Source organism: Kocuria sp. SL71 (assembly GCF_026672465.1).
GTDB lineage: Bacteria > Actinomycetota > Actinomycetes > Actinomycetales > Micrococcaceae > Kocuria > Kocuria palustris.
In genome coordinates this window covers 693206-719752 of record NZ_JAPPRE010000001.1, presented here as the reverse complement: position 1 = coordinate 719752, position 26547 = coordinate 693206, and the positions used below count along the sequence as shown (strand labels likewise).

Below are 26547 nucleotides of genomic sequence, written 5' to 3'. Positions count from 1 at the left end.
CCGATCTGCGCTTCACAGACCGGCGCTGTCCGCTCCTGCGGCGGCCTCCTCATGCGTGTACCCCTCGTAGATCAGCTGATCCACGAGCTCCGCGCGCGACATCGGCATCAGATCCAGATAGCTCTGTGCCGACCGGCCCGCCTGTTCCGAGTAGTCCACGCTCAGGCTGCTCACCCCGGATTCGGCCTGGTCAGGGGTGTATCCCTCATAGACGAGCTGATCGACCAGCCCGGAGCGGCTGAAGCCGGTCATGTCGAGGTAGCTCTGTGCACTTCCAGCGGCCTGCTGGGCGTAATCCACGTTCAGCCCGTCCACCGCCGCCGTGGCCTCAGAGTTCGAGTAGCCCTCGTACTCGAGCTGCTCGATCAGGCCGCTGCGGGAGAAGTTCGTGAAGTCCAGATAGTTCTGCGCCGCCGCCGTCGCCGTGCCCTGCGGCACAGCCCCGGGGCCGCCTGCGGAGGCGTCCTCGCCGAACGGGTTCTGACCGACGTCCGCCGGCACCGGGACCTCACCCGGGGCCGGACCGACGCCCGACTCCTCGGCGAAGGGGTCCTGCCCGACGTCCGCCGGGACAGGAGTCTCGTCCGGAGTCGGCCCGGCGGAAGGATCCTGAGCTTCAGCCGGGGTTTCCGCCGGCTGCTCGGCGGCAGGCTGATCGGTCGGCGCGGAGGATGCCTCCGTGGCGGTCTCGGTGGGCGTCTCGATCTCGGTCGGCTCAGCGCTCGGCAAGGCAGATGCGGAGGCGGAGGCGGAGGACGTCGAGTCCTTCTCGGCGTCCTCCCCCGAGCCGCAGGCGCTGAGCAGCAGCACGGCGGCCAGTCCCGTTGCGATCCCTGCGGTGGTCCTGCGGACGCGCTGTCCCATGGCTGCTGTGCTCCTCGGCGATGAAGTGAGGCCTCGGATCGCACCGAAGATCGGCACCCCGTAGCAGATGATATGAATTACATCACATCTTCAGGGGGCAGGCAGGCGCGCCTGCCCAGCGATCCTCCGCGGTACGTCGGCGGCCCCGCGTAGCGTTCGGAGCATGACGAACGATCACTTCGCAGGTGACGACCGCAGCCACTGGCAGCGCATGCTCGACGGCGACCCCTACATCGCCGATGGCCCCGAGTTCGCTGAAGCCTCCCGCCGCGCCACGCGCCTCTCCGATGCCTTCCACCGCGCCGTCGTCAACGTCGATCCCGGCTCCCGCGAGCTGCTCGAGGAGCTGCTCGGGCACCTCGGTGAGGACGCGGACGTGCGCCCGCCGCTCTTTGTGGACTACGGCAGCCGCATCAGCATCGGCGCCCGGTCCTTCGTGAACTTCAACCTCACTGCCCTGGACGTCGCGCCGATCACCATCGGTGAGGACTGCCAGCTCGGACCCAACGTCCAGCTGCTGACGCCCACCCACCCCGTGGAGCCCGGCCCTCGACGGGACAAGCTCGAGGATGCCGAGCCGATCACGCTGGGGGACAACGTCTGGCTCGGCGGCGGCGTGATCGTGTGCCCCGGCGTGAGCATCGGCGAGAACACCGTGGTGGGTGCAGGATCCGTGGTCACCAGGGATCTGCCCGCGAACGTGATCGCCGTCGGCAACCCCGCCAAGGTCATCCGCGAGATCCAGGCCGACTGACCCCCATTCCCCCAGAAGGAGCACGTCCATGAGCTCAGAGCTGTCCGTCGAACTGCTGGTGATCGGCTGGGGCAAGGCGGGCAAGACGCTCGCCAAGCGCTGGGCCGCGACCGGCAGGTCCGTGGCCATGGTGGAGAAGAGCCCTTAGATGTACGGCGGCACCTGCATCAACATCGCCTGCGTTCCCACCAAGGATCTGATCGTCTCGGCGCAGCGGCGCCGCCCGCAGGATGATCCGCAGGAGTACTTCACGCAGGCTGTGGCCGGGCGCGACTCGCTGATCGGCAAGCTCAATGCGGCCAACCACAGGATGCTCGAGGGCCAGGCAGAACTGGTGGACGGAACCGCTCGGTTCATCGGCCCGCGGAAGGTCGCGGTGGACACGGCCGACGGCGAGCTGATCATCACCGCGGAGACGGTCGTGCTGGGCACCGGTGCCGTGCCCGCGCACCCGGACATCCCCGGCATCGATCTGCCGCGGGTCTACGACTCGACGTCCATCCAGCACGCGGATCCCCTGCCGCAACGCCTGGCGATCATCGGCGGCGGGTTCATCGGACTGGAGTTCGCCCAGATGTTCCAGCACTTCGGATCCCAGGTCACCGTGCTGGATTCCGGCGAGCATTTCCTGCGCCGCGCCGAGCCTGTCGTGGCGGAGTCGGTGCACCAGGTGCTCACGGAGGCCGGCGTCGTCGTGCGGCAGAGCGCCCGAGTGCAGCAGATCCGGCAGGACGGCGAGGCCCTCGTGCTGGAGCTGGCCGACGGCCAGGTCCAGGCCGATGCCGTGCTGGTGGCAGCAGGCCGCACCCCGACCACCGCCGACCTGAACCTGGAGGCAGCCGGCATCGAGACCGACGACCGGGGCTTCGTGGCGGTCGATGATGAGCTGCGCACGAGCGCGGAAGGCGTGTACGCGGTGGGCGACGTCAACGGCGGCCCGCAGTTCACCTACATCTCCCTGGACGACCACCGCATCGTCTGGGATCAGCTCATCGGCTCCGGGCAGCGCAGCCGCGCCGACCGCGTGGCCGTGCCGAGCACGAGATTCCTCACTCCCCCGCTGTCCCAGGTGGGCATGGGCCCGGAGGAAGCCGTGCGTGCAGGGCACTCGGTTCTCTACGCGGCCAAGGACGTGGCCTCGATCGCCGCTATGCCGCGGCCCAAGATCGTGGGCGAGACCGACGGCGTCATCACCTTCACTGTGGACGCGCAGACCCGGCAGGTGCTGGGCGCCTCGCTGTTCTGCCTCGACTCGCAGGAGGTGATCAACCTGGTGGCCCTGGCCATCCGCGCGGGTGTCACCGCCGACGAGCTGCTGAACGGCATCTGGACCCATCCCTCCAGCACGGAGGCGCTCAACGAGGTGCTCGGCGAGCTGAAGCCCTATCCGGGCGAGAGCGCCTGAGACAGCGGCAACCCTGTCGGCGCACCGGCGCCCCCGGAAGATCAGTCAGACGCCAGGAGCTCCTCCACGGCCTCCAGCGCCTCCGTCGACTCCAGGTGCGGGCAGTGGCGCTGTCCCTCCAGGATCCGCAGCTGGGCACTCGGAATGAGCTCGGCGAGGCGCCGGGCGCTGTCAGGAGGTGTCACCTGGTCGTCGGCTCCGTGCAGCACCAGCGTGGGCGGCTGAATCCGGGGCAGGTCGCCCCAGGCGTCGTGGCCGCGGCTGGCCTGGAAGTGCCTTCGGCGTGCGGTGAGATCGGCGTCGCGGGCGAAGAACTGCTCGACGACATCTGGATGCTGGGCTGCGAAGCCGTCGGTGAAGAACAGCGGCGTCATGGTCCTGCGGTCACCGGAGGCCAGGGCGGCGTCGATCCCCGGTCCGCGAGGGCCGTCCCGACGGTCGCCTCCGGTGGTGCTGGCCAGGACCAGCCGACGCACGCGCTCGGGCGCATCGATCGCCAGCCACTGACCGATGCGCCCGCCCATCGAATGGCCGTAGACATCCGCGCGCTCCAGACCGGCGTCCGTCATCACGGCGAGCGCGTCCTGGGCCAGCGCCCGAGTGCTGAGCCCGTCGGGCTCCCCCAGCGTGCTGCGCCCCACGCCGCGATGATCGAAGACCACAACCCGCCGTCTGCGCGCCAGCTGCGGCAGCACATGCAGCCAGCTGACGTGGGTGGTGGCCTGACCCGCGATCAGCACCAGACCGGGGCCCTCGCCATACGACGCCCACTGCAGCCGCGCGCCGTCTGCGGTCTCCACGGTCCCGATCCGCTTGTCAGCCTGCTGCGGCTCCTCGCTCATGACAGACCACCGTACTCCGGCGGGGCCGAGAGCCAAGACCGTCCTCTGAGAGGAACGCCTCAGCTGCCCGGATGCAGAGATGCGCCGGTGTCCGGCTCCTGAGCTGCGCCCGTGGCGTGCCAGCTCGCCAAGAGCCTGAGCCGCTCCTCGTGCGCCGTCCCCGGCTCCGCGGTGCAGAAGGTCAGGTCGTGCCAGGCCCGCTGAGCGAGGGGATCTCCGTGGACTGGTAGGTCAGCTCGAGCTCCCCGACGGCGGGGTGCTGGAGCCCCTTCCGCCCCTCATGGCGGATGAGGATGTCGTGGGAGCCCCAGTACGCGCTGAACTGCTCGCTGACCGTGGAGAGCTCTCCGATCAGCTCCCGCAGCGCCATGTCGTACGGCGCAGGCCCCGCCTTGGCCCGCAGCAGCGCGACAGTCGCGACGGCACCGCCCTCCCAGTTGACGAAGAACTCCCGAGAACCGGGGTCCAGGAAGTGGTAGCGCGCGAAGTTCGCCCGCCCCCCCCCTGGCCGTGGGGCTGTCGAACATGGGCGCGTGCAGGGCCCTGCCCAGCGCATTCACGCCGATCACGTCCAGGCGCAGAGCATCGGCGACGGCGGCCAGGACCTCCTCCGAGACCCCTGCGATGTGGCCCTTCTCGAGCTTCGTGTACGACTCGGTGCTGACCCCCGCGAGCACCGCGACCTCCTCGCGCCGCAGGCCGGGGACCCAGAGACGGGCGCTGGTGGGCAGGCCGACGTCGGCAGGCGTGAGCTTGGCCCGCCGAGTGGCGAGGAAGTCCCGGATGTCGTCGCGAATGTCCATGCCCCCCCCCGATAGGAGGACCGGCCGAGCGAAGGGGGCCTGCTCAGCACCCCGCTGAGGGAACGTCTCACGGCGCCGACGATGCCTGCTCCATCGCCTGCGGTGGGATTCACGAGCTCCGCAATGAGCGGAGAAGAGGTGTGGAGGCAGGCATGGCTGTCCCCGAAAAGGATCTGCCGCGCATCCAGCGCTTGTGCCGTGAGCAAGTGCCCGAGCATCTGCGCGATCAGGTGCGCGTCGAGGTGGACGCAGCCGAGCGCCACGTCACGATCTTCGAGACGAGACCCCCGTGGGACGGCCAGGGTGATTGGGCACGCTTCGCCATCTTCTGGCGCTGAGGGCTTCCGACGCCGGAATCCGTCGATCAGCCCCGCTGCATGAGCGCCACAATCTGATGGCCCGTGGTGTCGCTCGGCAGGTGGGCACCCACCGCTGCTGAGGGGACTCATCGGCCGTGCCTCAGGCCCCGAAGGCCTTCAGATGCGTCCCCTCGGCGCCCTCCTGCCTCTGGCCCGATGGTCCAGAACGACATCATCAGGACAACGACGAAGGGCCGCACCTCCCGGTGCGGCCCTTCGTATTCCTTCGGTGGAGCTGAGGGGACTCGAACCCCTGACCCTCTGCATGCCATGCAGATGCGCTACCAGCTGCGCCACAGCCCCTTGCCGTTTCCGACCCGGAAACTCTACCACGTTCCCGAGCTGAATCCCTCATCGAGAGTTCCTGCTCGTTCCCGCTGAGTTGGTCTCCTGTTCGGCAACGCGTTAAATAGTAGGGGACGCTCGGCGGCCGTGCAAATCGGCCGCCGCTCCCCCGCCGGTTCAGCCTGCCGACGGCTCTGCCGCGGCCTCGGCCAGGCCCAGGTCGATCGCGGGAGCATCGCCCCACAGGCGCTCGAGCGCGTAGAACGCCCGCTCCTCGTCGTGCTGGACGTGCACGACGACGTCGCCGAAGTCGAGCAGCACCCAGCGGCCCTCGGCGCGGCCTTCGCGGCGGAGGGGCTTCAGATCGTGCTTGTCCTGCAGCTCATCCTCGATCGCATCGACGATCGAGGCCACCTGGCGCTCGTTGGGAGCCGAGGCGATCAGGAACGAATCGACGATGGCCAGCGCCTCGCTCACGTCGATGGCCACGATGTTCTCGGCCTTCTTGTCATCAGCAGCGCGCGCCGCCGTGCGGAGGTACTCCAGGGAGGTCTCGGGAATGCTCATGCAGTGCTTCCTCTCGATCGCCAGCGGCGATGGATGGTGGTGTGTCTCAGGTTCAGAGGATGAAGAAGATGATCAGGACCGCGAGCAGCGCCAGGACCAGGATCGCCGCGATCGTCAGCACCGGCGTGCGCCAATCCGACGGCGTGCGGTAGTCCTTGGGGTCCATCAGCTGCAGGCCCTGGGCATTGACGGCGCGCACGGGCTCCGACGGCGCCTGCTCGTCATCGCTCGCAGCGGCACCGGCAGCCCCTGCTGCGTCCTGCGGCGAGCTCTGCTCGGACGCGTTCGCCTCCGCGCCCTCCGAGGACTCCAGGGAGGACGCGTGCTCCTCGACCGCCTCGGCGGAGTCGCTCGGCTGAGCAGTCTCCGACGACTCCTCGAGGTCATCGCGGGCCGGTTCCTCGGCGGGCTCAGATGCCGGCACGACCGGAACGGGCTCGCTCCACGGCGTCGCCTGGATCGCGGGGTCGCTCGGAGCCTCATCAGAGGCCCGGTCCGGCTGCTCGACCTGCTCCGAGACCTCTTCGGGCGCCTCCTCGAGAGAGGACGTCCCGGGCTGGGTCTCGTGGGCCTCCTGGTCGTCGAGGGAGGCCAGGTACTCGTCCGTGATGGGCTGGATGCTCTGCGTCTGGGCGATCGCCTCGTCGGCGAGCCGGCGGTCCTCCTCGGAGGAGATCGCGGCACGAGAGGCGAGCTCGGCCATGCGCCGCTGCTTCTGCGCCAGCACGGGATCCACGTGCGCGGGGTCCTCCGCGCCGGAGCGCTCGATCTCCTGCTGGTGCTCGGCCATCTGCTCGCGCAGCAGCGCCAGGCGCCGTGGGCCCAGCGGGCGGCTCGGGCCCACGGCGATGTCGCCGCCCAGGTCGATGACCGGCGCCGGCGGGTTCAGGCCCTGCTGATCAGGGTCGGTGGGATCCGGGATGGTGATGTCATCCGGTGCAGCGTCGCTGTCCTGTGCGAACCGGCCGTCGCTCATCGGTGCCTCGAATCTGCTCGCCCGTATGAGCGGGCGGCGGGATGAATGTACGCGTGGGGGGTCTTCAAGCGGTGCCGAGGGTATCGGCGGGCCAGCGGTGGTCGTCACCGGGACGGTAGAGACCGTACTTGCCGATGTACTGGACCACGCCGTCCGGCACCAGATACCAGACGGGCTGACCGCTGCGCACCCTGGCGCGGCAGTCCGTGGACGAGATCGCCATGGCGGGGACCTCCAGCAGGACGACATCGCCGGCGCCCTCGGGGACGCTGAGCTCGTGGCCGGGCCTCGTGACGCCGACGAAGTGCGCCAGCTCCCAGATGTCCTCCGCGCCGTGCCAGGAGAGGATCTCGCTGAGGACGTCCGCGCCGGTGATGAAGAACAGGTCCGAATCCGGACGCAGCTCATGCAGATCCCGCAGGGTGTCCACGGTGTACGTGGGCCCGTGGCGATCGATGTCCACGCGCGAGACGCTGAAGCGAGGGTTGGCCGCCGTGGCGACCACGGTCATCAGATAGCGGTGCTCGGCGTCCGAGACCTCGGAGCCGGACTTCTGCCAGGGCTGGCCGGTCGGCACGAACACGACCTCATCCAGATCGAACACTGCGGCCACCTCGGAGGCGGCGACCAGGTGCCCGTGGTGGATGGGGTCGAACGTGCCGCCCATGACGCCGAGCCTGGTGCGCCCGGGGCGCCGCGGCGGCACCTGGATCCCCTGCGGGACCCGAGCGCGCGCTGGATCCTGCGACTGGCGCTCGGCCACGATGCTCAGCTCGGAGGTCTCCGACACGGGGTGTCCGGGATGTCCTGCTGCGCTCAGTGCCCGCGCTTGGCCGAGTAGCTGGCCAGCATGGCGGCCTCGTCAGCCGGCAGCTGGGCCGGATCCACGTGGTGGTCGGTCTCATCCGGCGACTGGCTGCGGGGTCCGAAGGTCAGGGTGGTGATCAGCAGCAGCATGAACACGATGAAGGCCACGATGCCGAACCACGGCCCGTTGACCGGCAGCTCGTTGACGATGTGGTGGCCGCCCTCGGCAGCCTGGATCAGCACTGAGGTCTGCTGCATGGTCTTCCCTTCTGTCTCCCCGCACGCGCGCGGGGCTCCTGGTCACCCACCATGGTAGCGGTCCAGGAGCCCCGTTCGCGGCTTCGGCTCAGCTTGCGCCCAGCCTGCCTCCGGCCCGCGCGGGCCGTCTCCTGCTTCAGGGACGGATGTGGCCGTCGCCCTGCACGATCCACTTGGTCGTGGTCAGCTCCTCGAGGCCCATGGGCCCGCGGGCGTGCATCTTCTGCGTGGAGATCCCGATCTCCGCGCCCAGGCCGAGCTGGCCGCCGTCGGTGAAGCGCGTGGAGGCGTTGACCATCACGGCTGCGGCGTCGATCGAGGCGATGAACTTCTCGGAAGCGGCCAGATCGTTCGTCACGATCGCCTCGGTGTGGCGGGTCGTGTACTTCTCGATGTGCTCGAGCGCCTCGTCCAGGGAGTCCACGACCTTCACGGCCATGTGCATGTCGAGGTACTCGGTCTCCCAGTCCTCCTCCGTGGCCGCCGGCTGATCCGAGCCGGAGGGCAGCAGCTGCGCGGCGCGCTCGTCGACGTGCAGCGTCACTCCGGCCTTGATCAGCGCCTCGAGCACGGCGGCACCGGCAGTGGAGTCCTTGTGCAGCAGCAGCGTCTCGGCGGTGTTGCAGGTGGAGGTGCGATGGGTCTTGGCGTTCACGGCGACCTCGACGGCCATCTTCTCGGCGGCCGAGGCATCGATGAAGACGTGCACGTTGCCCTCGCCGGTCTCGATGACCGGAACCGTGGCGTTCTGGACGACGGACTGGATGAGCCCGCGACCGCCGCGCGGGATGAGCACGTCGACCTTGCCGCGCGCCGACATCAGCGCCGTGGCTCCGTCGCGGCCGTAGTCGTCGACGGTCTGCACGATGTCCACGGGCAGCCGCTTGTCCGCCAGGGCGTCGCGGATCAGCCCGACGAGCACGCGGTTGGACTCGGCGGCAGCGGAGCCGCCGCGCAGCAGGACGGCGTTGCCCGACTTCAGGGCGATGCCGGCGATGTCGACCGTCACGTTCGGGCGCGCCTCGTAGATCGCGCCAACGACGCCCATGGGCACGCGCACCTGGCGCATGCGCAATCCGTTGGCCAGGGTCTCTCCGCGCACCATGGTGCCGACGGGATCCGGAAGCGCGGCCAGCTCGCGCAGCGAATCCGCGAGGCCCTTGATGCGGTCCTCGTCCAGCTCCAGCCGGTCCAGCAGGGCCGAGGAGGTCCCGTTCTCGCGACCGCGGTCGATATCGCGCCTGTTGGCCTCGATGATGCGCTCGGAGGACTTCTCGATGGCCTCCGCGATGTGCAGCAGCGCGGCGTCCTTGCGCGAGCGGGTGGTCGTGGCCAGCGTGCGCGCTGCCACCTTGGCGTCATCGGCCATGAGCCCGACGGCCACCTGGGGGTCCTCGCCGAAGGTCTCGTGGGTCAGGCGGACCGAGGCATCGGTCGAGGCGGTGTCGTTCGTGGTGTTCTCGCTCATCAGGGTGTGCTCCTCCTCCGCCGTCGCGGCGGGGTCGTGAATCATCCTGCTCCGGTGGTCTTCCTGCTCAGCACAGCGAACCTGCCCGGCGCATTGTTCCGCGCCGGGCAGGCCGCCGGATCACTCGCTCCTGCGCTTGCGGGGCTTGTCCGCGGCGTCGGAGGTGCTGCGCTTGCGGGAGGCGGACCTCGCGGCGGCGCCGTCCTTGGCCTTCGCCTTGGACTTCCCCTCGGCCTTGTCCTTGTCCTTGGTCTTGGCCTTGGACTTCGCGCCTGCGCCGTCCTTGGCCTTCACCTTGGGCATGGACTGGGTCCTGGCGCGGCGGCGCACCTTGGTCTTGGCCGAGCGCGGGCGGATGGTCACGAGGTTGTCCACGTGGACCAGCTCGCGCTCGAAGCGCGAGCCCAGGTCCTCCCCGATCTCCCGGGTCGTGCGGCCCAGCATGTCCGGGATGTCCTCGGAGTCGTAGTTGGACAGCCCGTGGGCGACCTCCTCGCCCTCGGAGTTCACCAACGAGACCGGCTCACCTGCCGCGAAGCGGCCGCGGACCTCGGTCACGCCGGCCGGCAGCAGCGACTTGCGCTTGCCGATGGCCTTGACGGCGCCGTCGTCGAGCACGAGCGAGCCCTTGATGTCGGCCAGGTGCGCCAGCCACAGCAGGCGGGTGTTGCGTCGCCCGCCGGTGGGCAGGAACCAGGTGCCGACGTCCTCGCCTGCCAGGGCGCGCTCGATGTTCGCGGTGGAGGTCACCAGCGCGGGCACGCCGCCGGCCGCGGCGATGCGGGCGGCCTGGACCTTGGTCACCATGCCGCCGGAGCCCACGCCGGCCCGGCCCACGGTGCCGATCTCGACGCCCTCGAGGTCCTTGAGCGGATCCTCGACGACCGGGATGCGCTCACCGCCCTCATCCGGGTGCTTGGTGTAGAGCGCGTCCACGTCCGAGAGCAGCAGCAGGACGTCGGCCTTGACCAGGTTCGCGGTCAGCGCCGCGATGCGGTCGTTGTCGCCGAACTTGATCTCCTGGGTGGCCACGGCGTCGTTCTCGTTGATGATCGGCAGCACGCCCAGGTCCAGAAGCCGCTCGATCTGGCGGTGCGTGTTCTGGTAGTGATGCCGCTTCATGAGGTCCTCGGCGGTGACCAGGACCTGGCCCACCTGGACGTCGTAGCGGGCCAGCGAGTCGATGTACCGGCCGATCAGCAGGCCCTGGCCCACGGAGGCGGCGGCCTGCTGGGCGGCCAGCTCCTTGGGGCGCTTGTCGAAGCCCAGCGGCGACAGACCGGCCGAGATCGCGCCGGAGGAGACGTAGACGATCTCCTTGCCGCGCTTCTTCTGCTGGCCCAGCGCGGCGACGATGCGCTGGATCGCGGCCTCGTCGATCGAGTTCTGGATGCTGGTCAGCGACGACGAGCCGACCTTCACGACGATCCGCTGGGCCCTGGGGATCTGCGACGGGCTCGTGATCGGCGAGACCCGGTTCTTCCCCCGGTTCTCGGAGCTGATCTGCTCGACGGACTTCTCCGCCTCCCCGCCCATGCGGTCGATGTCGTTCTTGTGCAAGACCTTCGCCATGCTTGTCCGTGTCCTTCCTGTGCCCCGCTGCGGGGCAGGTCTGAAGAGGTCAGGGGGATCGTGCGTGTCGCTAGGGTGCTGCTGTCGTGCCGCGCTGCGGCAGGGCCGGGCTCAGTCCTCGGTGGTGTCCCGGCCCTGGCTGCCGCCCTGCTGACGGGCTCGGCGCTTCTCGTCGACGGATTCGGTCCACACGCCGGCCAGGCGCTCCGATTCGAGCTCGTCGCGCGCGGCGGTCTTGGCGTCCATCCGATCGTAGAACTCCCGGCGCTTCTGCTCGCGCGTGGGACGGCTCGTGGTGTCCTGCAGTCGCGGATCCGTGCCGCGCGGTGCCGCGAGCAGCTCGGCGCCGCCGACCATGGTGGGCTCCCAGTCGAAGACCACGCCGTCCTCCTCGGGACCGATCAGCACGGCGTCGCCGGGTCGGGCCTTCTGGCGGAACAGCTCGTCCTCGATGCCGAGCTTGGCGAAGCGGTCGGCCAGGTAGCCCACCGCCTCCTCGTTGTTGAAGTCGGTCTGCAGGACCCACTTCTCGGGCTTCTCGCCGCGCACGTGCCACAGCGGCTCGAGGCCGCGCTCCTCGCGCGTGATCGTGAAGTCGGGGACCCCGACCTTCCCGCCGCGACGGGTGCGCAGCGGCTCGGGCCGCAGCACGGCCGGTGCGGTCTCATCCGGAGCCTCGGCCTCGCGGCCCTGCTCGACGAGCTCGCCCATGGCGTAGCCCAGCAGGCTCATCCCCTCGTGCGAGGCCGTGGAGACCTCGAAGACGCGGTAGCCGCGCTCCTCCAGGTCCGGGCGCACGAATTCGGCCAGCTCGCGGGCATCGGGGACATCGATCTTGTTGAGCACCACCAGGCGGGGGCGCTCCAGCAGCGGGATGGAGCGGCCGCCGTCGAGCTTGCCGTCGATCGCGTAGGCGGCCAGCTCGGCCTCGAGCGCCTCCAGATCGGAGATCGGGTCGCGGTTGGGCTCGAGGGTGGCGCAGTCGATGACGTGCACCAGGGCGGCGCAGCGCTCCACGTGGCGCAGGAACTCGAGGCCCAGGCCCTTGCCCTCGGACGCGCCGGGGATCAGGCCGGGGACGTCGGCGACGGTGTAGCGGTACTGCCCGGCCTCGACCACGCCCAGGTTGGGGACCAGGGTCGTGAACGGGTAGTCGGCGATCTTGGGCCGCGCCTTGGACATGGCCGCGATCAGCGAGGACTTTCCGGCCGACGGGTAGCCCACCAGCGCGATGTCCGCCAGGGACTTGACCTCGAGCACGATGTCCCGGGCGTCGCCGGGAAGGCCCAGCAGCGCGAAGCCGGGGGCCTTGCGCTTGGGAGAGGCCAGGGCCGCGTTGCCCAGCCCGCCCTGACCGCCTGCGGCGGCCACGAACTCGGAGCCGACGCCGACCAGATCCGCCAGGACCTCACCGTCGCGGTCCTTCACGACAGTGCCGTCCGGGACCGAGAGGATCAGGTCCTCGCCCTTGAACCCGTTGCGGTCATCGCCCATGCCCGGGCCGCCGTTGGGCGCCGAGCGGTGCGGGGAGCGGTGATACGGCAGCAGCGTGGTGGACTGGCCGTCGACCCGCAGGATCACGGAGCCGCCGTCGCCTCCGTGGCCGCCGTCCGGTCCGCCCAGCGGCTTGAACTTCTCGCGTCGGACGGACACGCAGCCGTGGCCGCCGTTGCCGCCCGCTGCGTGGAGGACCACTCGGTCGACGAACTCGGCCATGGTCTCCCTTCCTTGCCGGGCGTCCCGCGCCGGCAGCTGATCGGCGCCTGAGGGCGCCGAGATGTGCGTTCCGCCAGGCGTTCAGCCGGCGGGGTCCTGAAACGGAAGAGAGGGCGGGCGCACGTGGCACCCACCCTCTGACTCCTCATGGTGAGCGTGACGCGGATGATCCCGCGTCGAGCGACCGCTGCAGCACCCCCTCAGGGTCGCTGCAGCGGTCGCCGGGTCACTCAGCCGCTGCGAGGACGTTGACGACCTTGCGGCCGCGCTTGGTCCCGAAGGCCACCTGGCCGGTGGCCAGGGCGAACAGGGTGTCGTCCTTGCCGCGGCCCACGTTCTCACCGGGGTGGAAGTGGGTGCCGCGCTGACGCACGATGATCGAGCCGGCGTTGACGGACTCGCCGCCGAAGCGCTTGACGCCCAGGTACTGGGCGTTGGAGTCGCGGCCGTTGCGGGTGGAGCTTGCGCCCTTCTTATGTGCCATGGCTGCTGCCTGCTTTCGCTAGTCGGTCCGGTTCGAGCCGCGGAGGCTCGGGCGGACCCATGGAGTGTGGAGAGGGTGACCGGGTCGGTCAGGCCTTGATGTCGGTGACCTTCACGGTGGTCAGCTCAGAACGGTGACCCTGGCGCTTCTTGTAGCCGGTCTTGTTCTTGTACTTCATGATGCGGATCTTGGGGCCGCGGAGGTTCTCGACGACCTCGGCCGTGACCTTGACGCCCGAGAGCTTCTCGGCCTCGGAGGTCACCTTGTCGCCGTCGACGAGCAGGAGCGCGGGGAGCTCGAGGGTGCTGCCAGTCTCACCGGCGACACGGTCGAGGGTCACGAGGTCGCCGACGGCAACCTTCTCCTGGCGGCCGCCTGCGCGGACAATCGCGTAAACCACGGGGAACTCACTTCTCTCGAGTAGAAATCACTGTCTGGGGGCGCAGACGCTCCTGCCTGACTGACGACGCCGAGATCACCGTGGCGTCGGCCTGCCAGTGGGATGGAGACAGTACGGCCGACGCGGCTTCTCAGCGGTCAGGAGCTGCACCCGGGTGTGCCTTCCGAAGTCCCGCACTCATGACATGGACGGTGTCGCGAGGGGTCATGCGGCATGGCACTGAACAAGCAGATTACTCCATCGTCACCGCTGCGGACAAGGACATCGCCCCCGCGCGAGTCGTCATCCGGGTCACGCCCCGAGCATCCCGCGCAGGGCCGGTGCCAGGTGGTGCCCGTGGTGCACCGGACCGCTGCCCCGCCCCACCTCGAGCTCCTCGGCATGCTCGAGCGCTCCGCGCAGCCAGCCCCGCGCCGCCTCCACGGACTCCGGGAGACGCCCCGAGCGCGCCGCCAGCACGGCGATCGCGCTCGAGAGGGAGCAGCCCGTGCCGTGGGTGCAGCTCGTGTCGATCCGCGCTGCGTCCCACTGCGCCACCGGCTCCTCCTGCCCTGGCGCGACCAGCGCATCAGGGGTGCGCTCCCCCGGCAGGTGCCCGCCCTTGACGAGCACGGCCACGCCGAGCTGATCTGCAAGGCGCCGTCCCTGCTCGAGGGCCTCGGGCCAGTCCTGCGCCGGCGCCCGGTCCAGCAGGGAGGCGAGCTCCGTGAGATTCGGCGTCACCAGGTCGGCGGAGCCCAGCAGCTCCAGGACGGCGCCGAGCGCCTCGGACTCCAGCAGCGTCCCACCGGCGGTGGCGACCATGACGGGATCGATGACGCACAGCGGCGGCTTCTGCTCCTGCAGCCACTGCCCCACGACCTCGACCGCACCGGCGCTGCCCAGCATGCCGATCTTCACGGCATCCACGACGACGTCGTCGGAGACGGCCAGCAGCTGATCTCTCAGCACCTCCGGCGGCGGCGTGTGGATCGAGCGCACACCGCAGGTGTTCTGCGCGATGACAGCGGTGACCGCACCCATGCCGTAGCCGCCCAGGACGCTGATGGTCTTCAGATCCGCATGCAGACCGGCGCCGCCGGTCGGATCGGTGCCGGCGATCGACAGGACGCGCGGGACGGCGCGCGTGCTGGTCGTGCTCCAGGTCGTCGAGCTCATCGCTGCATCTCCCGCCGGTAGGTCTGCGCCGCCAGGCGCGGATCGGCAGCCGCGCAGATCCCGGAGACCACGGCCACGCCGTCGGCACCTGCGGCCATCAGCCCCGCGACGTCCTCCGGCCGGATCCCGCCGATGGCCACAGCAGGCAGGGGGCTCAGAGCTCGCGCCCGGGCGAAGCCGTCGATGCCCAGCGGCTGCGGGGCGTCGGGCTTGGTCTCCGTGGCCCGCACCGCGCCGATGCCCAGATAGTCCACCGTTGCCGGGGGCAGCGCCACTGCGGCGGCGATCTCGTCCTGCGAGGCGGCGGAGAGGCCGATGATCGCCTCCGGGCCGCACAGGCGCCGGGCGTCCTCCGGGGGCAGATCCGACTGGCCGATGTGGACGCCGTCGCAGGCGATCCCCCGGGCGCGTGCGGCCAGGTGGCACTCCACGCGATCGTCCACGACCACCGGGGCCGCGCCGTCGACGGCCGACACGACGGCCTCGAGCAGCTCGAGCAGCTCGCGTCCGGAGGCATCCTTGGCCCGGACCTGGATCATGCTCGCCCCGCCCTCGACAGCCAGCCGCGCGACCTCGGGGACGCTGCGAGGCCGGCTGAGCTGGGGGTCGGTGACGTGGTAGAGCGACAGTGCGGCGGGGTCGAATCGGGGGCTCATCGCCCGGCCTCCTCTGCCTGACCCGCCCCGGCGGCGGCACCGTCCGCGGCGCTCGGTGCGCCGGCCGCCTCCGCCTCGACGCGGCACCGTTCGGCGACGTCCTCGGGGCGCAGCCCGGCCAGGGCGTCGAGCAGATGCACGGCGAAGGACCCCGGGCCCTGGCAGCGATCGGCGGCGTCCTCGGCCGCCAGTCCCCAGACCAGGCTCCCGGCCGCGGCGGCGTCGGCGGGGTCCTGCGCGACGGCAGCGAAGGCCGCGATCACGGAGCCCAGGGCGCACCCTCCGCCCACCACCTGGGTCAGCAGCTCGTGACCGTGCGGCACTCGCAGCGTCCCCGACGCGGAGACGATCAGATCGACGGGCCCGGAGATGGCCACGGCATCGGCGCAACCGGTCGACACGAGCTGCCGAGCGGCCTGCACCGCGGCCTCCGGGGCATCCGTCGTGTCGACGCCGCGGCCCCCGGCCCCTCCGGTCAGAGCCAGGACCTCCGAGGGGTTGCCGCGGATCACCGCGGGACGGGACTCCAGCAGCTCGGCGGCAAGGGCGGTGCGGATCGGCAGCGAACCGATCGCCACCGGGTCCAGCACCCAGTGTCGGCCTCCGGCCTGCCGGGCGGCAGCGGCCTCGCGCATGGCGCCGCGCTGCTCGGGATCGGGAGTGCCCAGATTGATCAGCATGCCGTCGGCGATCTCGGCGAACGGCCCGGCCTCCCCCTGGATGTCCGTCATGGCCGGAGCGGCGCCGAGGGCCAGCAGGGCGTTGGCGGTGAAGTTGGAGACCACCGTGTTGGTCAGGCACTGCACCAGGGGGCGCGTGCTGCGCAGCTGCTCGAGCAGCTGGGCCATCCGGGCCGAGACCGGCCCGGAGGCGTCGTGCGATGGATTCAGGGTGCGACTGTGCGTCATGGCGACAATCCCTCCGCTAGTGCGAACTAGTTCAGGTTCGACGGGTGTGCTCTCAGCCGCCTGCTCGGGCGGCACCCCGTGTCGTGCCTGCCCAGTCTACGCCTTATCCGACTGCCCGGGCGAAGGCGACGACGGCCGCCTCCCCTTCTCGGGGAGACGGCCGTCATGCGATCGGGTCGTCCCGTCGGCGCCGGCCGATCACCGGCGCCGACTGCGCTCAGGAGCGCTCGAGCTCACCCTGCGAGGCGTCCCCGCCATCCTGCGCCGGACCCGCCTGGGGTGCGGCCTCCGGGGCGCTGGCGCGGCGCGAGCGGCGCGGGCGACGGCGCGGACCGGCGGCACCGGGCTCGCGCTCGCCCAGCGAGCTGGCCAGCGACTCGAGCTGCGAGCCGGACGAGCCCCGGCGCCCAGCGCCTCGGCGGCGCTCTGGCCCTGCGGCAGCTCGATGACCTCGCCGTTGATCGTCACCTGCGAGGCTCCCTCGGAGGTCGAGACCACCGAGGCGCTGCCTGCGGTCACGGTCGGCGAGGCGGCCGGAGCCGCAGGAGCCGACTGCGGGACCGCGGGCGTGCCCGCCGGAGCCGCCGCACGACGCGAGCGACGCGCCCGCTGGCGCATCGGGGCGGCCTGCTCCGCGTCCGCATCGCGCACCGTCGCCGTGCCCTGAGCGGCCGGGGCCGTCGGTGCGGCCGAGGCCTGGACCGGCTCCGGCGCCGCCTGGGCAGCGGCCGCGGTGCGGCTGCGACGCTTCTGCTGAGCGGCAGCCGCCTGCTCGCCCTGGGAAGCACCCTGGGCCGCCTCCTGCGACTCGGCTCGCGCCGTGCGCGATCGCCGCTCACGTCGTCCCTGGGGGCCCTGAGCGGCGTCCCGGCGCTTCGGCTCCGATGCCTCTCGCGGCATGGACTCGCCGTCGGCCTCCTTCTCCGGGGCCGGCTGATCCGCCGCGTCCTCGCGCGGGGCGCTCGCCTCGGGAGCCTCGCCGGAGGCCGCACGGATGCGCGCCTCGATCAGGGAGCGGGTCTCGTCCTCGGAGCGGGCCCCGGACTGCGCCTCGGACCGGCCGCGGCCGCCACGGCCGGAGGATCGCTCACCGCGCTGCCGGCGCTGCCCGGAGCGGCCGTCCGACTCACCGCGGCCCCGCTCTGCCTGGGCGCCGGTGTCCTGGCCCTGCCCCGGATCGGCCTGCGGGGGAGTCCTGCCGGTCGCTCTGGGCCTGGTCGCTGCGGTCCTGATCGTTCTGGTCCTGCGGGGCCTGGCCGTCCTGACCGCGGCCGCGCGAGCGCTTGCCGCGGCGCTTGCGACGACGCTTGCCGCTCTCGCGGGAGTCCTGGGACTCCTGCGGGCGCTGGCCCTGGGACTCCTGGTCCCCGGCGGACTCGCTCGCAGAGGCTGCCTCCGTCCGCTCTCCTGCCGAGGCGGAGGAGTCGGTGTCGTGGCCGCTGGCCGAGGCGATCGCGGCCAGGGCGCTTCGGGTGGCCTGTGCGCGCTTGGCCTGCTCCGGATCCTCGGCGCGCGGACGCTGCTCGTCCTGAGCGCCCGGGAGACGACGGCTGCGCTTGCGGTCGTTGCGACCCTGCCGGTTGTCCGAGGAGCCCGAGCTGCGGCCCTTGAGCGGGTGATCGTGGACGACCACGCCGCGGCCGTCGCAGGCCTCGCAGTCCTCCGAGAAGACCTCGAGCAGGCCGGTGCCCATGCGCTTGCGGGTCATCTGCACGAGCCCCAGCGAGGTGACCTCGGCGACCTGGTGCTTGGTGCGGTCGCGACCCAGGCACTCGACCAGGCGCCGCAGCACGAGGTCGCGGTTGGCCTCGAGCACCATGTCGATGAAGTCGATGACCACGATGCCGCCGATATCGCGCAGGCGCAGCTGCCGCACGATCTCCTCGGCCGCCTCGAGGTTGTTCTTGGTGACGGTCTCCTCGAGATTGCCGCCGGAGCCGGTGAACTTGCCCGTGTTGACGTCGACGACGGTCATGGCCTCGGTGCGGTCGATCACCAGGGAGCCGCCCGAGGGCAGCATGACCTTGCGCTCCAGTGCCTTGAAGATCTGATCGTCCACCCGGTAGTGGGCGAAGAGATCCTCGTCCCTCTCCCAGCGGTGGACGCGGTCCAGCAGGTCAGGTGCCACGTAGGTCACGTAGGCCTCGATGCCGTCCCAGGCCTCCTGGCCCTGGACGTGCATGGCGGTGAAATCCTCGTTGAAGACGTCGCGCACGGTCTTGATGGTCAGATCCGGCTCGGCGTACAGCAGCTCCGGCGCAAGCGTCTTGCCCTGGGCCGCCTTCTCCTGGATCTGCTCCCACTGGGTGCGCAGGCGGTTGATGTCGTTGGTCAGCTCCTCCTCCGAAGCCCCCTCGGCGGCGGTGCGCACGATGACGCCCGCACCCTCCGGGAGGTGGTCCTTGAGGATCTTCTTCAGCCGCTGGCGCTCGACGTCGGGCAGCTTGCGGGAGATGCCGGTCATCGAGCCGCCGGGCACGAACACGAGGTAGCGCCCCGGCAGGGAGATCTGGCTGGTCAGGCGCGCGCCCTTGTGCCCCACCGGGTCCTTGGTGGCCTGCACCAGCACCGGGTCTCCGGGCTTCAGCGCATTCTCGATGCGCTTGGCCGCACCGTTGAGGCTCGCCTTGTCCCAGTCGACCTCGCCGGCGTAGAGGACGGCGTTGCGGCCGCGGCCGATGTCCACGAAGGCGGCCTCCATGGACGGCAGCACGTTCTGGACCTTGCCCAGGTAGACGCTGCCGATCAGCGAGTCCTGCTGGGTGTGCGAGACGAAGTGCTCCGCGAGGATCCCGTCCTCGAGCACGCCGATCTGGATGCGGTCGTTCTTCTGCCGCACCACCATGGTCCGCTCGACCGATTCCCGACGAGCCAGGAACTCCGCCTCGGTGATCACCTGGCGGCGGCGCCCGGTTTGACGCGACTCGCGACGACGCTGCTTCTTGGCCTCCAGGCGCGTGGAGCCCTTGACCGACTGCACGGTGGTGGGCGCGGAGCCGTCGACCACGCGCGCGGTGCGGATGCGCGTGATGGTCTGCTCCGGGTCGCCGTCGTCCCCGCCGATCAGCTCCAGATCCTCCGAGCCGCGACGGCGCCTGCGCCGACGTCGGCTCGTGACCCCCGCACCGGGCTCCGGGTCCTCGTACTCGGCCTCCTCGGCCTGCTCCTCCTCCTGCACCTCGCGCAGACGAGCCTCCTCGCGCTCGCGCTCGGCGCGCTCCGTGCCGCGGCGACGTCCTCCGGGGCCGGGGCGTGGAAGAGCAGCGAGGTGGCCGAAGCCGCGCCGAACGCGGCGAACGGATCCGCCGCCGGCTGCTCGTCCTTGGTCTCCTCGTCCTTGCCCTGCTGCGGCGGCTCCTGCTGGGCCGGCTGCTGCTGGCTCTGCGCCTCCTGGGTCTGCTCGCTGCCGCCCAGCGGCGCGGTGCGCAGGATCGTGGTGCTGGCCTGCTCCTGCGTGTGCTCTGCGGACTCGAGCGCCTCGAAGGCGGTCTGCGCCGGATCTGCCTGCTCGGCGGCCTGGCCCTCGGTCTCGACGCGCTCGCCCTCCTGCTGGGACTCCTCGTCCTGCGCCGACTCCGTCTGCTCGGTCTGGTCTGTCAGGCTCTTCTTGCCGCCGGCCTCGGCCTGCTCGGTCCCGGCGTCCGCCGACGGGGCGGGATCCGTCGAGGCCGGCTCAGCGGATGCCGTCTCAGCGGTGGTCGCCCGGGGTTCCGTGGGGGTGTCCTGAGCCGCTGCGCCCAGGTCGATCTCGGTCTGGGCCGACGGGTCAGCGGAATCGGTGGAGGGGTTCTCCGCCGGGACGTTCGCGCCCTCCGGCGAGGAGTCCGACTCGGGCTGTGCCTGCTCTGATGCCATGTGTGCTGTGCTCCTGCGGGTACCAGCCGTCCGCACCCGGCGGTCCCCCGGTCGTGAGCGCCGTGCGTGGCCCCGAGGGGTCGCGCGGCTGCTGCAAGAAGTCGTGTGTGTGCGCTGCGCGGGGGCGCTGATCGCCGGGCGCGCAGGCCGTCACGGATCCGAGTCGCCGGGGCGGGCCCTGTAGGACCCTGCTCACGGCCGATCTTGTCCGGGCGGCGGACGCGCTCGATCCTTCCGAGAGCTGCGGCCGCGCCGACCGGGTCGGAGCCGTCGACGGACCCTCCCACGGGTGCGGCCGAAGGAGGACCGCTCTCATTCTGACACAGCGCTCCCCCGGAATGAGGCACATCACGTCCGGGCCCGGGGTGATCGCCGCGACCCTCACCACCCATCGGCGCGCCCGTAGGATCGGGAGGGTGAACACTCGAGACACTCTGGACTCCCCCACTGACGAGCCGGGCCGCGCTCACGCCGCCGCGCGCGGCTCCGAGCCAACCTCCCCCCGCCCGGCAGGCGAGACCGGCTGGGCGATCCTGGCCCTGATCACTGCGGCCGCCGGGCTGTACGCCTCGATCTCGCTCGTCGGGGAGAAGCTGCAGATCCTGGAGAACCCGCTGCACACCACGGCCTGCGACATCAATGCGGTGCTCTCGTGCGGCACCGTGATCCGCACCGACCAGGCGGCGGTCTTCGGATTCCCGAACCCACTGATCGGCCTGGTCGCCTACGCGGTCGTGATCGTGGTCGCGGTCGCCGTGCTGGCCGGTGCACGCTTCCGCAGCTGGTTCTGGTGGGGCCTGATCGCAGGTCTGGTGCTGGGGCAGGTCTTCCTGATCTGGCTCTGGTTCGAGGCCACCTTCCAGATCAACGCCCTGTGCCTGTACTGCATGCTCGTGTGGCTCGTGCACCCGTTCCTGCTGATGTCCACGATCGGGCGCGGCGTGCGCACAGGGGCGCTGCCGGGTTCGGCTGCCGCCCGCTCCAGCGCGGGCCTGTGGAGCATCGGGCTGGCCGTGCTGATCGTGGTGATCATCTTCGGCGCCGTGCTGGTGCGCTTCTCCGGCACCATGTTCGGCTGAATCCCCGCAGTACCCGTCCAGCGGGTGCCGCCCTGAGAGAGGACGAACGCCCCGGAAGAGGACTTCCGGGGCGTTCGCACTGTCATTCCCCCGCATCTGCGCGGGCCGCGGAACGGCCCGTCTGCGACCGGGAGGGACTCCCAGCCTAGGGCTGCGCCCGAACCTCCGCAATCCGCTCAGGGGACTTCCCAGTGCTCAGCGCGGCGGCATGCGCAGCGCGCCGTCCATGCGCACCGTCTCGCCGTTGAGGTAGTCGTGCTCGACGAGCATGCTCACCAGGCGCGCGTACTCCTCCGGGCGGGCCAGGCGCGCCGGGAACGGGACGGTGGCCTCCAGCCCGGCGCGGAAGTCCGGGTCGATTCCGGCCATCATGGGCGTCTCGACGATTCCCGGGGCGATCGTGCACACACGGATGCCCTTCGAGGCCAGGTCTCGGGCCGCCGAGATCGTCAGCGCGTGGACGCCGCCCTTCGAGGCCGCGTAGGCGGCCTGCCCGATCTGGCCCTCGAAGGCCGCGACGGAGGCGGTGGAGACGATCAGGCCGCGCTGGCCGTCGTCGTCGACCGGCTCGAGCTCGGCCATGGCGGCCGCCGCAGCTGTCATGACGCTGAAGGTGCCGATCAGGTTGATCTCCACGACCTTCTGGAACAGCCCGATGTCGTGGGGGCCCTTCTTGCTGAGGATGCGCTGGCCCGGGGCGATGCCCGCACAGTTCACGGCCAGGCGCAGCGGGCCGGCCGCTGCCGCCTCCTGCACGGCGGCCTGCACGGCCTCGGGGTCGGTGACGTCCGCGGCGATCAGGTGCACGCCGTCCTGGGCCTCGGCCTTGTCGATCGAGGGCTGCAGGTCCACGCCGTACACGGTGGCTCCTTGGGCGACGAGCGCGGCCGCGGTGGCCGCGCCGAGTCCTGAGGCCGCTCCGGTGACGAGGGCGACGGTGTCCTTCAGCTGCATGGTCTCTCCTTGGGGTTCTCGTTCAGGTTCGGGTCTCGATGTGCGCTGGCCGCGGGATCGGGATTCAGGAGCGCTCGCCGATCCCGGCGCCCTGCTCCTTGCGCTGGGCGCGCAGCACATTGCGCTGGACCTTGCCCGACGGGGTCTTGGGAAGCTCGTCGACCAGGTGGACCCGGCGCGGGAAGGCATGCGCGGCGTACTCGGTCTTCACGAACCGGGCGATCTCCTCGCCCAGGCCGTCCGCCCGCTGCACGTCGTCGCGCAGCACGACGAAGGCCTCCACGACCTCTCCGCGCAGCTCGTCGGGCACGCCGATCACGGCTGCCTCGGCCACGGCCGGGTGGCCCATCAGCGCCGACTCGACCTCGAGCGGGCCCACCCGGTACCCGGCCATGAGGATGACGTCGTCGTCGCGCGAGGTGAAGGCGAACGCCCCCGAGGACAGCCTGCGGGCCAGATCCCCGGTCAGATACAGGCTCCCGTCGCGCGAATAGCGCTGCGCTGTGCGCTCGGGCTCGTCCACGTAGCCGGTGAACCACATCAGGGGGCTGTCCGGCAGGACGATCGCCAGGCGGCCGGGCTCGTCGTCAGGGGCGGGCCGATCCGCCTCGAGCTCGAGGACCTGCGCTGCGAATCCGGGCAGAGGCCGGCCCATGGAGCCGAGCTCGATCGGGCGCAGCACATCCGGGTGCCAGCCGTTGACGATGCACATGCCCATCTCGGTCTGGCCGTAGTCGTCGCGGATGGCCGTGCCCAGATGCTGCTCGGCCCATTCGACCAGCTGCGGGTTCAGGGGCTCTCCGGCAGACGAGGCCACGCGCACGCTCAGAGGCTGGTCCGGAGCGGACCCGGAGCGCAGCACCCGGTACACGGTCGGAGCCGCCGCGAGGTTGGTGACGCCGAGCTCGGCGATCAGCCGCCAGGTCAGCTCGGGGCTGAAGCGGCCGCGCAGCAGGATGTTGGCCCGCCCCATGAACAGCGGGCCCATGAGCCCGTAGTACAGGCCGTAGGCCCATCCGGGATCGGCGGCGTTCCAGAAGACGTCGTCCGCGCGCACGTCGAGCCCGTACTCGAGGTAGATGCCGAACGCGGCCAGCGCGCGCACTGGGACCGGGACCGCCTTGGGCGATCCCGTGGTTCCGGAGGTGTAGATGTGCACCAGGTGATCGTCGCCGTCGCGAAGCGCTGCCGCCAGGCCTGCCTGCTGCTGCTCGATCAGCTGCTCCAGCGCCGGGGCCACGACGGGCTCGCCGGAGCCGTCGTCGGCCGTCACGACGGTCCAGCCGGCGTCCTCGCCGCGCAGCTGCTCGGAGTCCAGCTTGGAGCGCTGGGAGGCGTCGCACACCACCACATGAGGCTGGCTGGGCAGCAGCCGCTGGGCGATCGCGGATGGGGCGAAGGCTGTGAACAGCGGGATGTGGATCGCGCCCAGGCGCCAGATGCCCAGCAGCGTCACCACCAGGTCCTCGCCCTTGCCCATCAGGGTCGCCACACGGTCCCCGGGACCCACGCCGAGCTCCGCCAGCGCGGCAGCGGCGCGCTGAGAGCGCTCGGTGAGGTGCCCGTAGGTCAGATCGCGGCGGGAGAGGTCCTGCTCGACGACCGTGAAGGCCACGGCCTGCGGATCGTGGCGGTCGCACAGCAGCTGCGCGACCGGGATGCCGGTGCCGCTGACCTGCTCCAGCAGGTCCTGAGCCCTGCGCTCCGGGGTGCTCACGGCGTCTCCTTCGGGGGTGGGATCGTCTTCCGTGCGCGCGTGCACGGGGCCTTCAGCAACCTACTGGTGCGCCCCGTGAGTGTGCAACGGCTCACACCCCACCGGCGCGTCGCGGCGCGGCAGGTACGACGACGGCCGCACCGAGCGGACCGGTGCGGCCGTCGTGATGCTGCGGAGGACTTCAGCTCAGGCGAACCAGATGCCGATCTCGCGCTCGGCGGACTCGGAGGAGTCGGAGCCGTGCACGATGTTCTTCTGGACCTTCTCGCCCCAGTCGCGGGCCAGGTCGCCGCGGATGGTCCCGGCGGCGGCCTTGACCGGATCGGACACCCCGGCCATGGCGCGGAAGGACTCGATCACGGACTCTCCCTCGAACACGGCGGCCACCACGGGCCCGGACATCATGAACTCGACGAGCGGCTCGAAGAACGGCTTGCCCTGGTGCTCGGCGTAGTGCTGCTCCAGGATCTCGCGGGTGGCGTCGAGCTTCTTGAGCTCGGCCAGGCGGAAGCCGCGGGCCTCGACCCGGGCCAGGACCTGGCCGGTCAGGCCGCGCTCGACGCCGTCGGGCTTGACCAGGATGAGGGTGCGCTCGGTCATTCGGTGCTTCTCCGTCTCTGCCGTGCGCCCTGGACGGGCGCGGTGTTCAGGTCTCCAGGACCACCCTAGGTGTTGTGGGGCATGAGGTTCTTGTCACCAACGGCGTGCTCAGATGAGGCGAGCGGGCTCTTCGCCGCAGGATGGAAGTTCCTACACGACCCATCCACGGAAAGACAGAGCCCGCTCATGCCCCACGCTAATGCACCACTGACCCCTACCGGGCGTCTGCGCATGGTCGAACGCCACCTGCACGACGGCATCCCGATCGCTCACGTGGCCGCCGAGTTCCGTGTCTCGCGCCCGACCGTCACGACCTGGGTGGCCCGCTATCGCGCCGAAGGGCGGCCGGGGTTGAAGGACCGCTCCAGTCGTCCGCACACGGCCACCAGCCAGCTCGATCCGCGGCTCATCGTCCGGATCGAAGAGCTGCGGCGGGAACGGAAGTGGCCAGCCCGGCGCATCCATTACCATCTGCGCGCCGAAGGCCATCAGCTGCATCTGCGCACCGTGGGCCGGTGGCTGCACCGACTCGGGATCTCCCGACTGCGCGACCTCACCCCGGCCGGGGAACAGCTGCGCCGAGCCCCGCAGCGCATCCGTACGAGCAGGCCCGGGCAGATGGTGCACCTGGACGTGAAGAAGCTCGGGCGCATCCCCGATGGCGGGGGCTGGTGGGCCCATGGCCGCGGCAGCCAGGCGGCCCTGGCCTCCAAGCGCCAGGGCCGTGTCGGCTATACGTACCTGCACTCGGCAATCGATGCGCACACGCGCTTGACCTACACCGAGGCCCTGCCCGATGAGAAGGCCGGGACCACGATCGGGTTCTTCTCCCGGGCCAGGGTGTTCTTCGCTGCGCACGGGATCACCGAGCTGGAGCGGGTGGTCACGGACAACGGGAACAACTACCGTGCCGCCGACTTCACCCGTACGGTGCAGGCCCTGGCGGGTCGGCATCAGCGGATCCTCCCGTACACGCCGCGGCATAACGGCAAGATCGAGCGCTACAACCGGCTGATGGTCGATGAAGTCCTCTACGCGAGGGCCTATGACTCCGAGCAGGCCCGCCGGCAGGCCGTGCAGGTCTGGGTGCATCACTACAACTACCATCGCCCGCATACAGCCTGTGGTGATCAGCCCCCGGCCTCACGCACACCGGCTCGAGTCAACAACGTCATGCCCTCCTACACCTAATTAGTTGAACTAGTGATTGCGAGGCTTGTTGCCTTGCAGTGGTTCAGTTTGTGGTGCTCAGATGAGGATGCTGTTGGTGATATTTGGAGCGTCAGTGCCGCTGCTGGGTGTAGCAGTTGCCGATGGCTCGGCTGTCGCCGACGGAGTTTCGCGTGCCGAGGTGGGTTCGGGCGTTGGGCTCGGTGCTGCGGTCGGTGTGTTGGTGTCGGTTTTCGGGGTGTCCATGTCTGTCCTTCCGTTGGGGTGTTCGGGTGCATATGACGGATGGGGTTACAGGCGTAGAGGACCGCGTTGTATGGTTTCCAGCTTGCCGTCGACCGTTACCCGACGCAGTGAATGTGTTGTCAGGGATTGCGAGCAGGCGGTGTATCCGATGGTGGCCTGGAAATAGGGCTGGCCTGTGGCGATCTTTGCGGCGTTCGTTGCGGAGTATGTGAAGGCGCCAGAGTACCGCATGGTGTACGCGGTGAGGTTCGCGATCTGCGGCACTGCGGTGTCCACGACTGGGCGGGACCAGTTGCTGTTCGTGTTCATCGCTTGCCAGGCGATGGTTCCCAAAGCGGTCGGGAAGTACAGCGTGATGCTCGGTGACGTGATGGTCGTGGAGCTGGTGGCGCCTTCGACCCACAGCCCGCGGTCGGGGTAGCTCCCGCGGCCGTCGATCGTCAGCAGACTGCCAGGGGCGGTAGTGCTGCAGGACTTCCGTACCGTCACGACCCCCTGCAGACCTGGCCGGGGTGATGCAGCCACGGCAGGAGCAGGAGTCGTGAGGGCAATGACGGGCGCGGACCAGGCTGCCGCGGTCAGCGCAGTTCTGCGGGGCATCTGGGGGGCGGAGTGGGTCACGGAGGCTCCTCGAGCTGCGGGGC

The 26547-nt window shown here is 70.6% G+C and carries 25 protein-coding genes, 1 tRNA gene, 2 pseudogenes and 1 riboswitch; of the genes and pseudogenes, 5 read left to right on the top strand and 23 right to left on the bottom strand.

The window, feature by feature from the left end; translation table 11 throughout:
• Positions 1-12: 12 nt before the first annotated feature.
• The gene (locus tag OVA15_RS03385) at positions 13-864 is read right to left on the bottom strand and encodes an Ltp family lipoprotein (RefSeq protein ID WP_268143064.1); all 852 of its coding nucleotides are present in this window, start codon (positions 862-864) and stop codon (positions 13-15) included.
• A 163-nt stretch (positions 865-1027) separates the two neighbouring features.
• Between OVA15_RS03385 and OVA15_RS03380 the strand changes: the two genes are divergently transcribed.
• Both OVA15_RS03380 and OVA15_RS03375 read left to right on the top strand, forming a co-directional pair.
• Positions 1028-1618, top strand: coding sequence for a sugar O-acetyltransferase (locus OVA15_RS03380; RefSeq protein WP_268143062.1), 591 nt, complete (start codon positions 1028-1030; stop codon positions 1616-1618).
• Between the two features lie 148 nt (positions 1619-1766).
• The gene (locus OVA15_RS03375; RefSeq protein ID WP_326493258.1) at positions 1767-3023 is read left to right on the top strand and encodes an FAD-dependent oxidoreductase; all 1257 of its coding nucleotides are present in this window, start codon (positions 1767-1769) and stop codon (positions 3021-3023) included.
• 41 nt (positions 3024-3064) lie between these two features.
• On the opposite strand, the gene OVA15_RS03370 is transcribed toward OVA15_RS03375, so the two are convergent.
• The 3 genes and pseudogenes from OVA15_RS03370 to OVA15_RS13215 form a co-directional block, all read right to left on the bottom strand.
• A complete protein-coding gene (locus tag OVA15_RS03370; RefSeq protein ID WP_268143060.1) occupies positions 3065-3865 on the bottom strand; it encodes an alpha/beta fold hydrolase in 801 nt (266 codons plus the stop codon).
• 181 nt (positions 3866-4046) lie between these two features.
• Entirely contained in the window at positions 4047-4421 is a 375-nt protein-coding gene (locus tag OVA15_RS13220) for an MmyB family transcriptional regulator (protein ID WP_326493257.1), read from the bottom strand.
• Between the two features lie 25 nt (positions 4422-4446).
• Positions 4447-4668 (bottom strand): annotated as a pseudogene (locus tag OVA15_RS13215) (helix-turn-helix domain-containing protein); the annotation flags it as partial.
• Positions 4669-4820: 152 nt separating this feature from the next.
• Here OVA15_RS13215 and OVA15_RS03360 point away from each other — a divergent pair.
• The gene (locus OVA15_RS03360; RefSeq protein WP_235586730.1) at positions 4821-5006 is read left to right on the top strand and encodes a DUF3024 domain-containing protein; all 186 of its coding nucleotides are present in this window, start codon (positions 4821-4823) and stop codon (positions 5004-5006) included.
• Between the two features lie 251 nt (positions 5007-5257).
• Here OVA15_RS03360 and OVA15_RS03355 read toward each other — a convergent pair.
• From OVA15_RS03355 to OVA15_RS13390, 15 genes and pseudogenes are all read right to left on the bottom strand, one after another.
• Positions 5258-5330: transfer RNA gene (locus OVA15_RS03355), tRNA-Ala, on the bottom strand.
• Between the two features lie 159 nt (positions 5331-5489).
• Positions 5490-5879 carry a ribosome silencing factor gene (rsfS, locus tag OVA15_RS03350; RefSeq protein WP_268143058.1) on the bottom strand — a complete coding sequence of 130 codons (390 nt, stop codon included), beginning with the start codon at positions 5877-5879 and terminating at the stop codon, positions 5490-5492.
• Positions 5880-5931: 52 nt separating this feature from the next.
• A complete protein-coding gene (locus tag OVA15_RS03345; RefSeq protein ID WP_268143056.1) occupies positions 5932-6855 on the bottom strand; it encodes a hypothetical protein in 924 nt (307 codons plus the stop codon).
• A 64-nt stretch (positions 6856-6919) separates the two neighbouring features.
• A complete protein-coding gene (nadD, locus tag OVA15_RS03340; protein ID WP_235444616.1) occupies positions 6920-7522 on the bottom strand; it encodes a nicotinate-nucleotide adenylyltransferase in 603 nt (200 codons plus the stop codon).
• A gap of 149 nt (positions 7523-7671) precedes the next feature.
• Entirely contained in the window at positions 7672-7920 is a 249-nt protein-coding gene (locus OVA15_RS03335) for a hypothetical protein (RefSeq protein ID WP_251715414.1), read from the bottom strand.
• Positions 7921-8056: 136 nt separating this feature from the next.
• Complete coding sequence (locus OVA15_RS03330) at positions 8057-9388, bottom strand: glutamate-5-semialdehyde dehydrogenase (RefSeq protein ID WP_442786719.1); 1332 nt, start codon at positions 9386-9388, stop codon at positions 8057-8059.
• Positions 9389-9508: 120 nt separating this feature from the next.
• Positions 9509-10960 carry a glutamate 5-kinase gene (gene proB / locus OVA15_RS03325; protein WP_206390086.1) on the bottom strand — a complete coding sequence of 484 codons (1452 nt, stop codon included), beginning with the start codon at positions 10958-10960 and terminating at the stop codon, positions 9509-9511.
• 111 nt (positions 10961-11071) lie between these two features.
• Positions 11072-12676, bottom strand: a complete 1605-nt coding sequence (gene obgE / locus OVA15_RS03320) for a GTPase ObgE (protein ID WP_206390085.1) — start codon at positions 12674-12676, stop codon at positions 11072-11074.
• A gap of 226 nt (positions 12677-12902) precedes the next feature.
• The gene (rpmA, locus tag OVA15_RS03315; protein WP_006214639.1) at positions 12903-13160 is read right to left on the bottom strand and encodes a 50S ribosomal protein L27; all 258 of its coding nucleotides are present in this window, start codon (positions 13158-13160) and stop codon (positions 12903-12905) included.
• 88 nt (positions 13161-13248) lie between these two features.
• Positions 13249-13560, bottom strand: coding sequence for a 50S ribosomal protein L21 (gene rplU, locus OVA15_RS03310; protein WP_006214638.1), 312 nt, complete (start codon positions 13558-13560; stop codon positions 13249-13251).
• A 291-nt stretch (positions 13561-13851) separates the two neighbouring features.
• Positions 13852-14718 carry a bifunctional hydroxymethylpyrimidine kinase/phosphomethylpyrimidine kinase gene (gene thiD, locus OVA15_RS03305; protein ID WP_268143051.1) on the bottom strand — a complete coding sequence of 289 codons (867 nt, stop codon included), beginning with the start codon at positions 14716-14718 and terminating at the stop codon, positions 13852-13854.
• On the bottom strand, positions 14715-15374 hold the full coding sequence (thiE, locus tag OVA15_RS03300; RefSeq protein WP_268143049.1) for a thiamine phosphate synthase: 660 nt from the start codon (positions 15372-15374) through the stop codon (positions 14715-14717). Before thiE ends, thiD begins: the two co-directional genes overlap by 4 nt.
• Positions 15371-16282, bottom strand: a complete 912-nt coding sequence (gene thiM / locus OVA15_RS03295; RefSeq protein WP_268143047.1) for a hydroxyethylthiazole kinase — start codon at positions 16280-16282, stop codon at positions 15371-15373. The genes thiE and thiM overlap by 4 nt, the downstream gene beginning before the upstream one ends.
• A riboswitch (TPP riboswitch) is annotated at positions 16273-16371 on the bottom strand. Its footprint overlaps the gene before it by 10 nt.
• A 109-nt stretch (positions 16372-16480) precedes the next feature.
• Positions 16481-17182, bottom strand: a complete 702-nt coding sequence (locus tag OVA15_RS03290) for a hypothetical protein (protein WP_268143045.1) — start codon at positions 17180-17182, stop codon at positions 16481-16483.
• Between the two features lie 642 nt (positions 17183-17824).
• Positions 17825-20137, bottom strand: a pseudogene (locus tag OVA15_RS13390) (Rne/Rng family ribonuclease); the annotation flags it as partial.
• Positions 20138-20553: 416 nt separating this feature from the next.
• Here OVA15_RS13390 and OVA15_RS03280 point away from each other — a divergent pair.
• Positions 20554-21216, top strand: coding sequence for a vitamin K epoxide reductase family protein (locus OVA15_RS03280; protein WP_053447262.1), 663 nt, complete (start codon positions 20554-20556; stop codon positions 21214-21216).
• Between the two features lie 195 nt (positions 21217-21411).
• Here the strand turns inward: OVA15_RS03280 and OVA15_RS03275 are convergent, their stop codons facing one another.
• The 3 genes from OVA15_RS03275 to ndk form a co-directional block, all read right to left on the bottom strand.
• Positions 21412-22170 carry an SDR family NAD(P)-dependent oxidoreductase gene (locus tag OVA15_RS03275; protein WP_006214632.1) on the bottom strand — a complete coding sequence of 253 codons (759 nt, stop codon included), beginning with the start codon at positions 22168-22170 and terminating at the stop codon, positions 21412-21414.
• A gap of 64 nt (positions 22171-22234) precedes the next feature.
• Positions 22235-23887 carry an AMP-binding protein gene (locus OVA15_RS03270; RefSeq protein WP_268143042.1) on the bottom strand — a complete coding sequence of 551 codons (1653 nt, stop codon included), beginning with the start codon at positions 23885-23887 and terminating at the stop codon, positions 22235-22237.
• Between the two features lie 186 nt (positions 23888-24073).
• A complete protein-coding gene (gene ndk, locus OVA15_RS03265) occupies positions 24074-24487 on the bottom strand; it encodes a nucleoside-diphosphate kinase (RefSeq protein WP_006214630.1) in 414 nt (137 codons plus the stop codon).
• 186 nt (positions 24488-24673) lie between these two features.
• On the opposite strand from ndk, the gene OVA15_RS03260 reads away from it, so the two are divergent.
• Positions 24674-25678: an IS481 family transposase gene (locus OVA15_RS03260; protein WP_024290607.1), complete on the top strand. Its 1005-nt coding sequence runs from the start codon at positions 24674-24676 to the stop codon at positions 25676-25678.
• A gap of 270 nt (positions 25679-25948) precedes the next feature.
• Here the strand turns inward: OVA15_RS03260 and OVA15_RS03255 are convergent, their stop codons facing one another.
• A complete protein-coding gene (locus OVA15_RS03255; protein ID WP_155931009.1) occupies positions 25949-26524 on the bottom strand; it encodes a hypothetical protein in 576 nt (191 codons plus the stop codon).
• Positions 26525-26547 lie beyond the last annotated feature (23 nt).

Coding starts and splice junctions, on each gene's coding strand:
- OVA15_RS03385 (WP_268143064.1), bottom strand. CDS start 864: ATGGGACAGCGCGTCCGCAGGACCACCGCAGGGATCGCAACGGGACTG.
- OVA15_RS03380 (WP_268143062.1), top strand. CDS start 1,028: ATGACGAACGATCACTTCGCAGGTGACGACCGCAGCCACTGGCAGCGC.
- OVA15_RS03375 (WP_326493258.1), top strand. CDS start 1,767: ATGTACGGCGGCACCTGCATCAACATCGCCTGCGTTCCCACCAAGGAT.
- OVA15_RS03370 (WP_268143060.1), bottom strand. CDS start 3,865: ATGAGCGAGGAGCCGCAGCAGGCTGACAAGCGGATCGGGACCGTGGAG.
- OVA15_RS13220 (WP_326493257.1), bottom strand. CDS start 4,421: ATGCGCTGGGCAGGGCCCTGCACGCGCCCATGTTCGACAGCCCCACGG.
- OVA15_RS03360 (WP_235586730.1), top strand. CDS start 4,821: ATGGCTGTCCCCGAAAAGGATCTGCCGCGCATCCAGCGCTTGTGCCGT.
- rsfS (WP_268143058.1), bottom strand. CDS start 5,879: ATGAGCATTCCCGAGACCTCCCTGGAGTACCTCCGCACGGCGGCGCGC.
- OVA15_RS03345 (WP_268143056.1), bottom strand. CDS start 6,855: ATGAGCGACGGCCGGTTCGCACAGGACAGCGACGCTGCACCGGATGAC.
- nadD (WP_235444616.1), bottom strand. CDS start 7,522: ATGGGCGGCACGTTCGACCCCATCCACCACGGGCACCTGGTCGCCGCC.
- OVA15_RS03335 (WP_251715414.1), bottom strand. CDS start 7,920: ATGCAGCAGACCTCAGTGCTGATCCAGGCTGCCGAGGGCGGCCACCAC.
- OVA15_RS03330 (WP_442786719.1), bottom strand. CDS start 9,388: ATGAGCGAGAACACCACGAACGACACCGCCTCGACCGATGCCTCGGTC.
- proB (WP_206390086.1), bottom strand. CDS start 10,960: ATGGCGAAGGTCTTGCACAAGAACGACATCGACCGCATGGGCGGGGAG.
- obgE (WP_206390085.1), bottom strand. CDS start 12,676: ATGGCCGAGTTCGTCGACCGAGTGGTCCTCCACGCAGCGGGCGGCAAC.
- rpmA (WP_006214639.1), bottom strand. CDS start 13,160: ATGGCACATAAGAAGGGCGCAAGCTCCACCCGCAACGGCCGCGACTCC.
- thiD (WP_268143051.1), bottom strand. CDS start 14,718: ATGAGCTCGACGACCTGGAGCACGACCAGCACGCGCGCCGTCCCGCGC.
- thiE (WP_268143049.1), bottom strand. CDS start 15,374: ATGAGCCCCCGATTCGACCCCGCCGCACTGTCGCTCTACCACGTCACC.
- thiM (WP_268143047.1), bottom strand. CDS start 16,282: ATGACGCACAGTCGCACCCTGAATCCATCGCACGACGCCTCCGGGCCG.
- OVA15_RS03290 (WP_268143045.1), bottom strand. CDS start 17,182: ATGCCGCGAGAGGCATCGGAGCCGAAGCGCCGGGACGCCGCTCAGGGC.
- OVA15_RS03275 (WP_006214632.1), bottom strand. CDS start 22,170: ATGCAGCTGAAGGACACCGTCGCCCTCGTCACCGGAGCGGCCTCAGGA.
- ndk (WP_006214630.1), bottom strand. CDS start 24,487: ATGACCGAGCGCACCCTCATCCTGGTCAAGCCCGACGGCGTCGAGCGC.
- OVA15_RS03260 (WP_024290607.1), top strand. CDS start 24,674: ATGCCCCACGCTAATGCACCACTGACCCCTACCGGGCGTCTGCGCATG.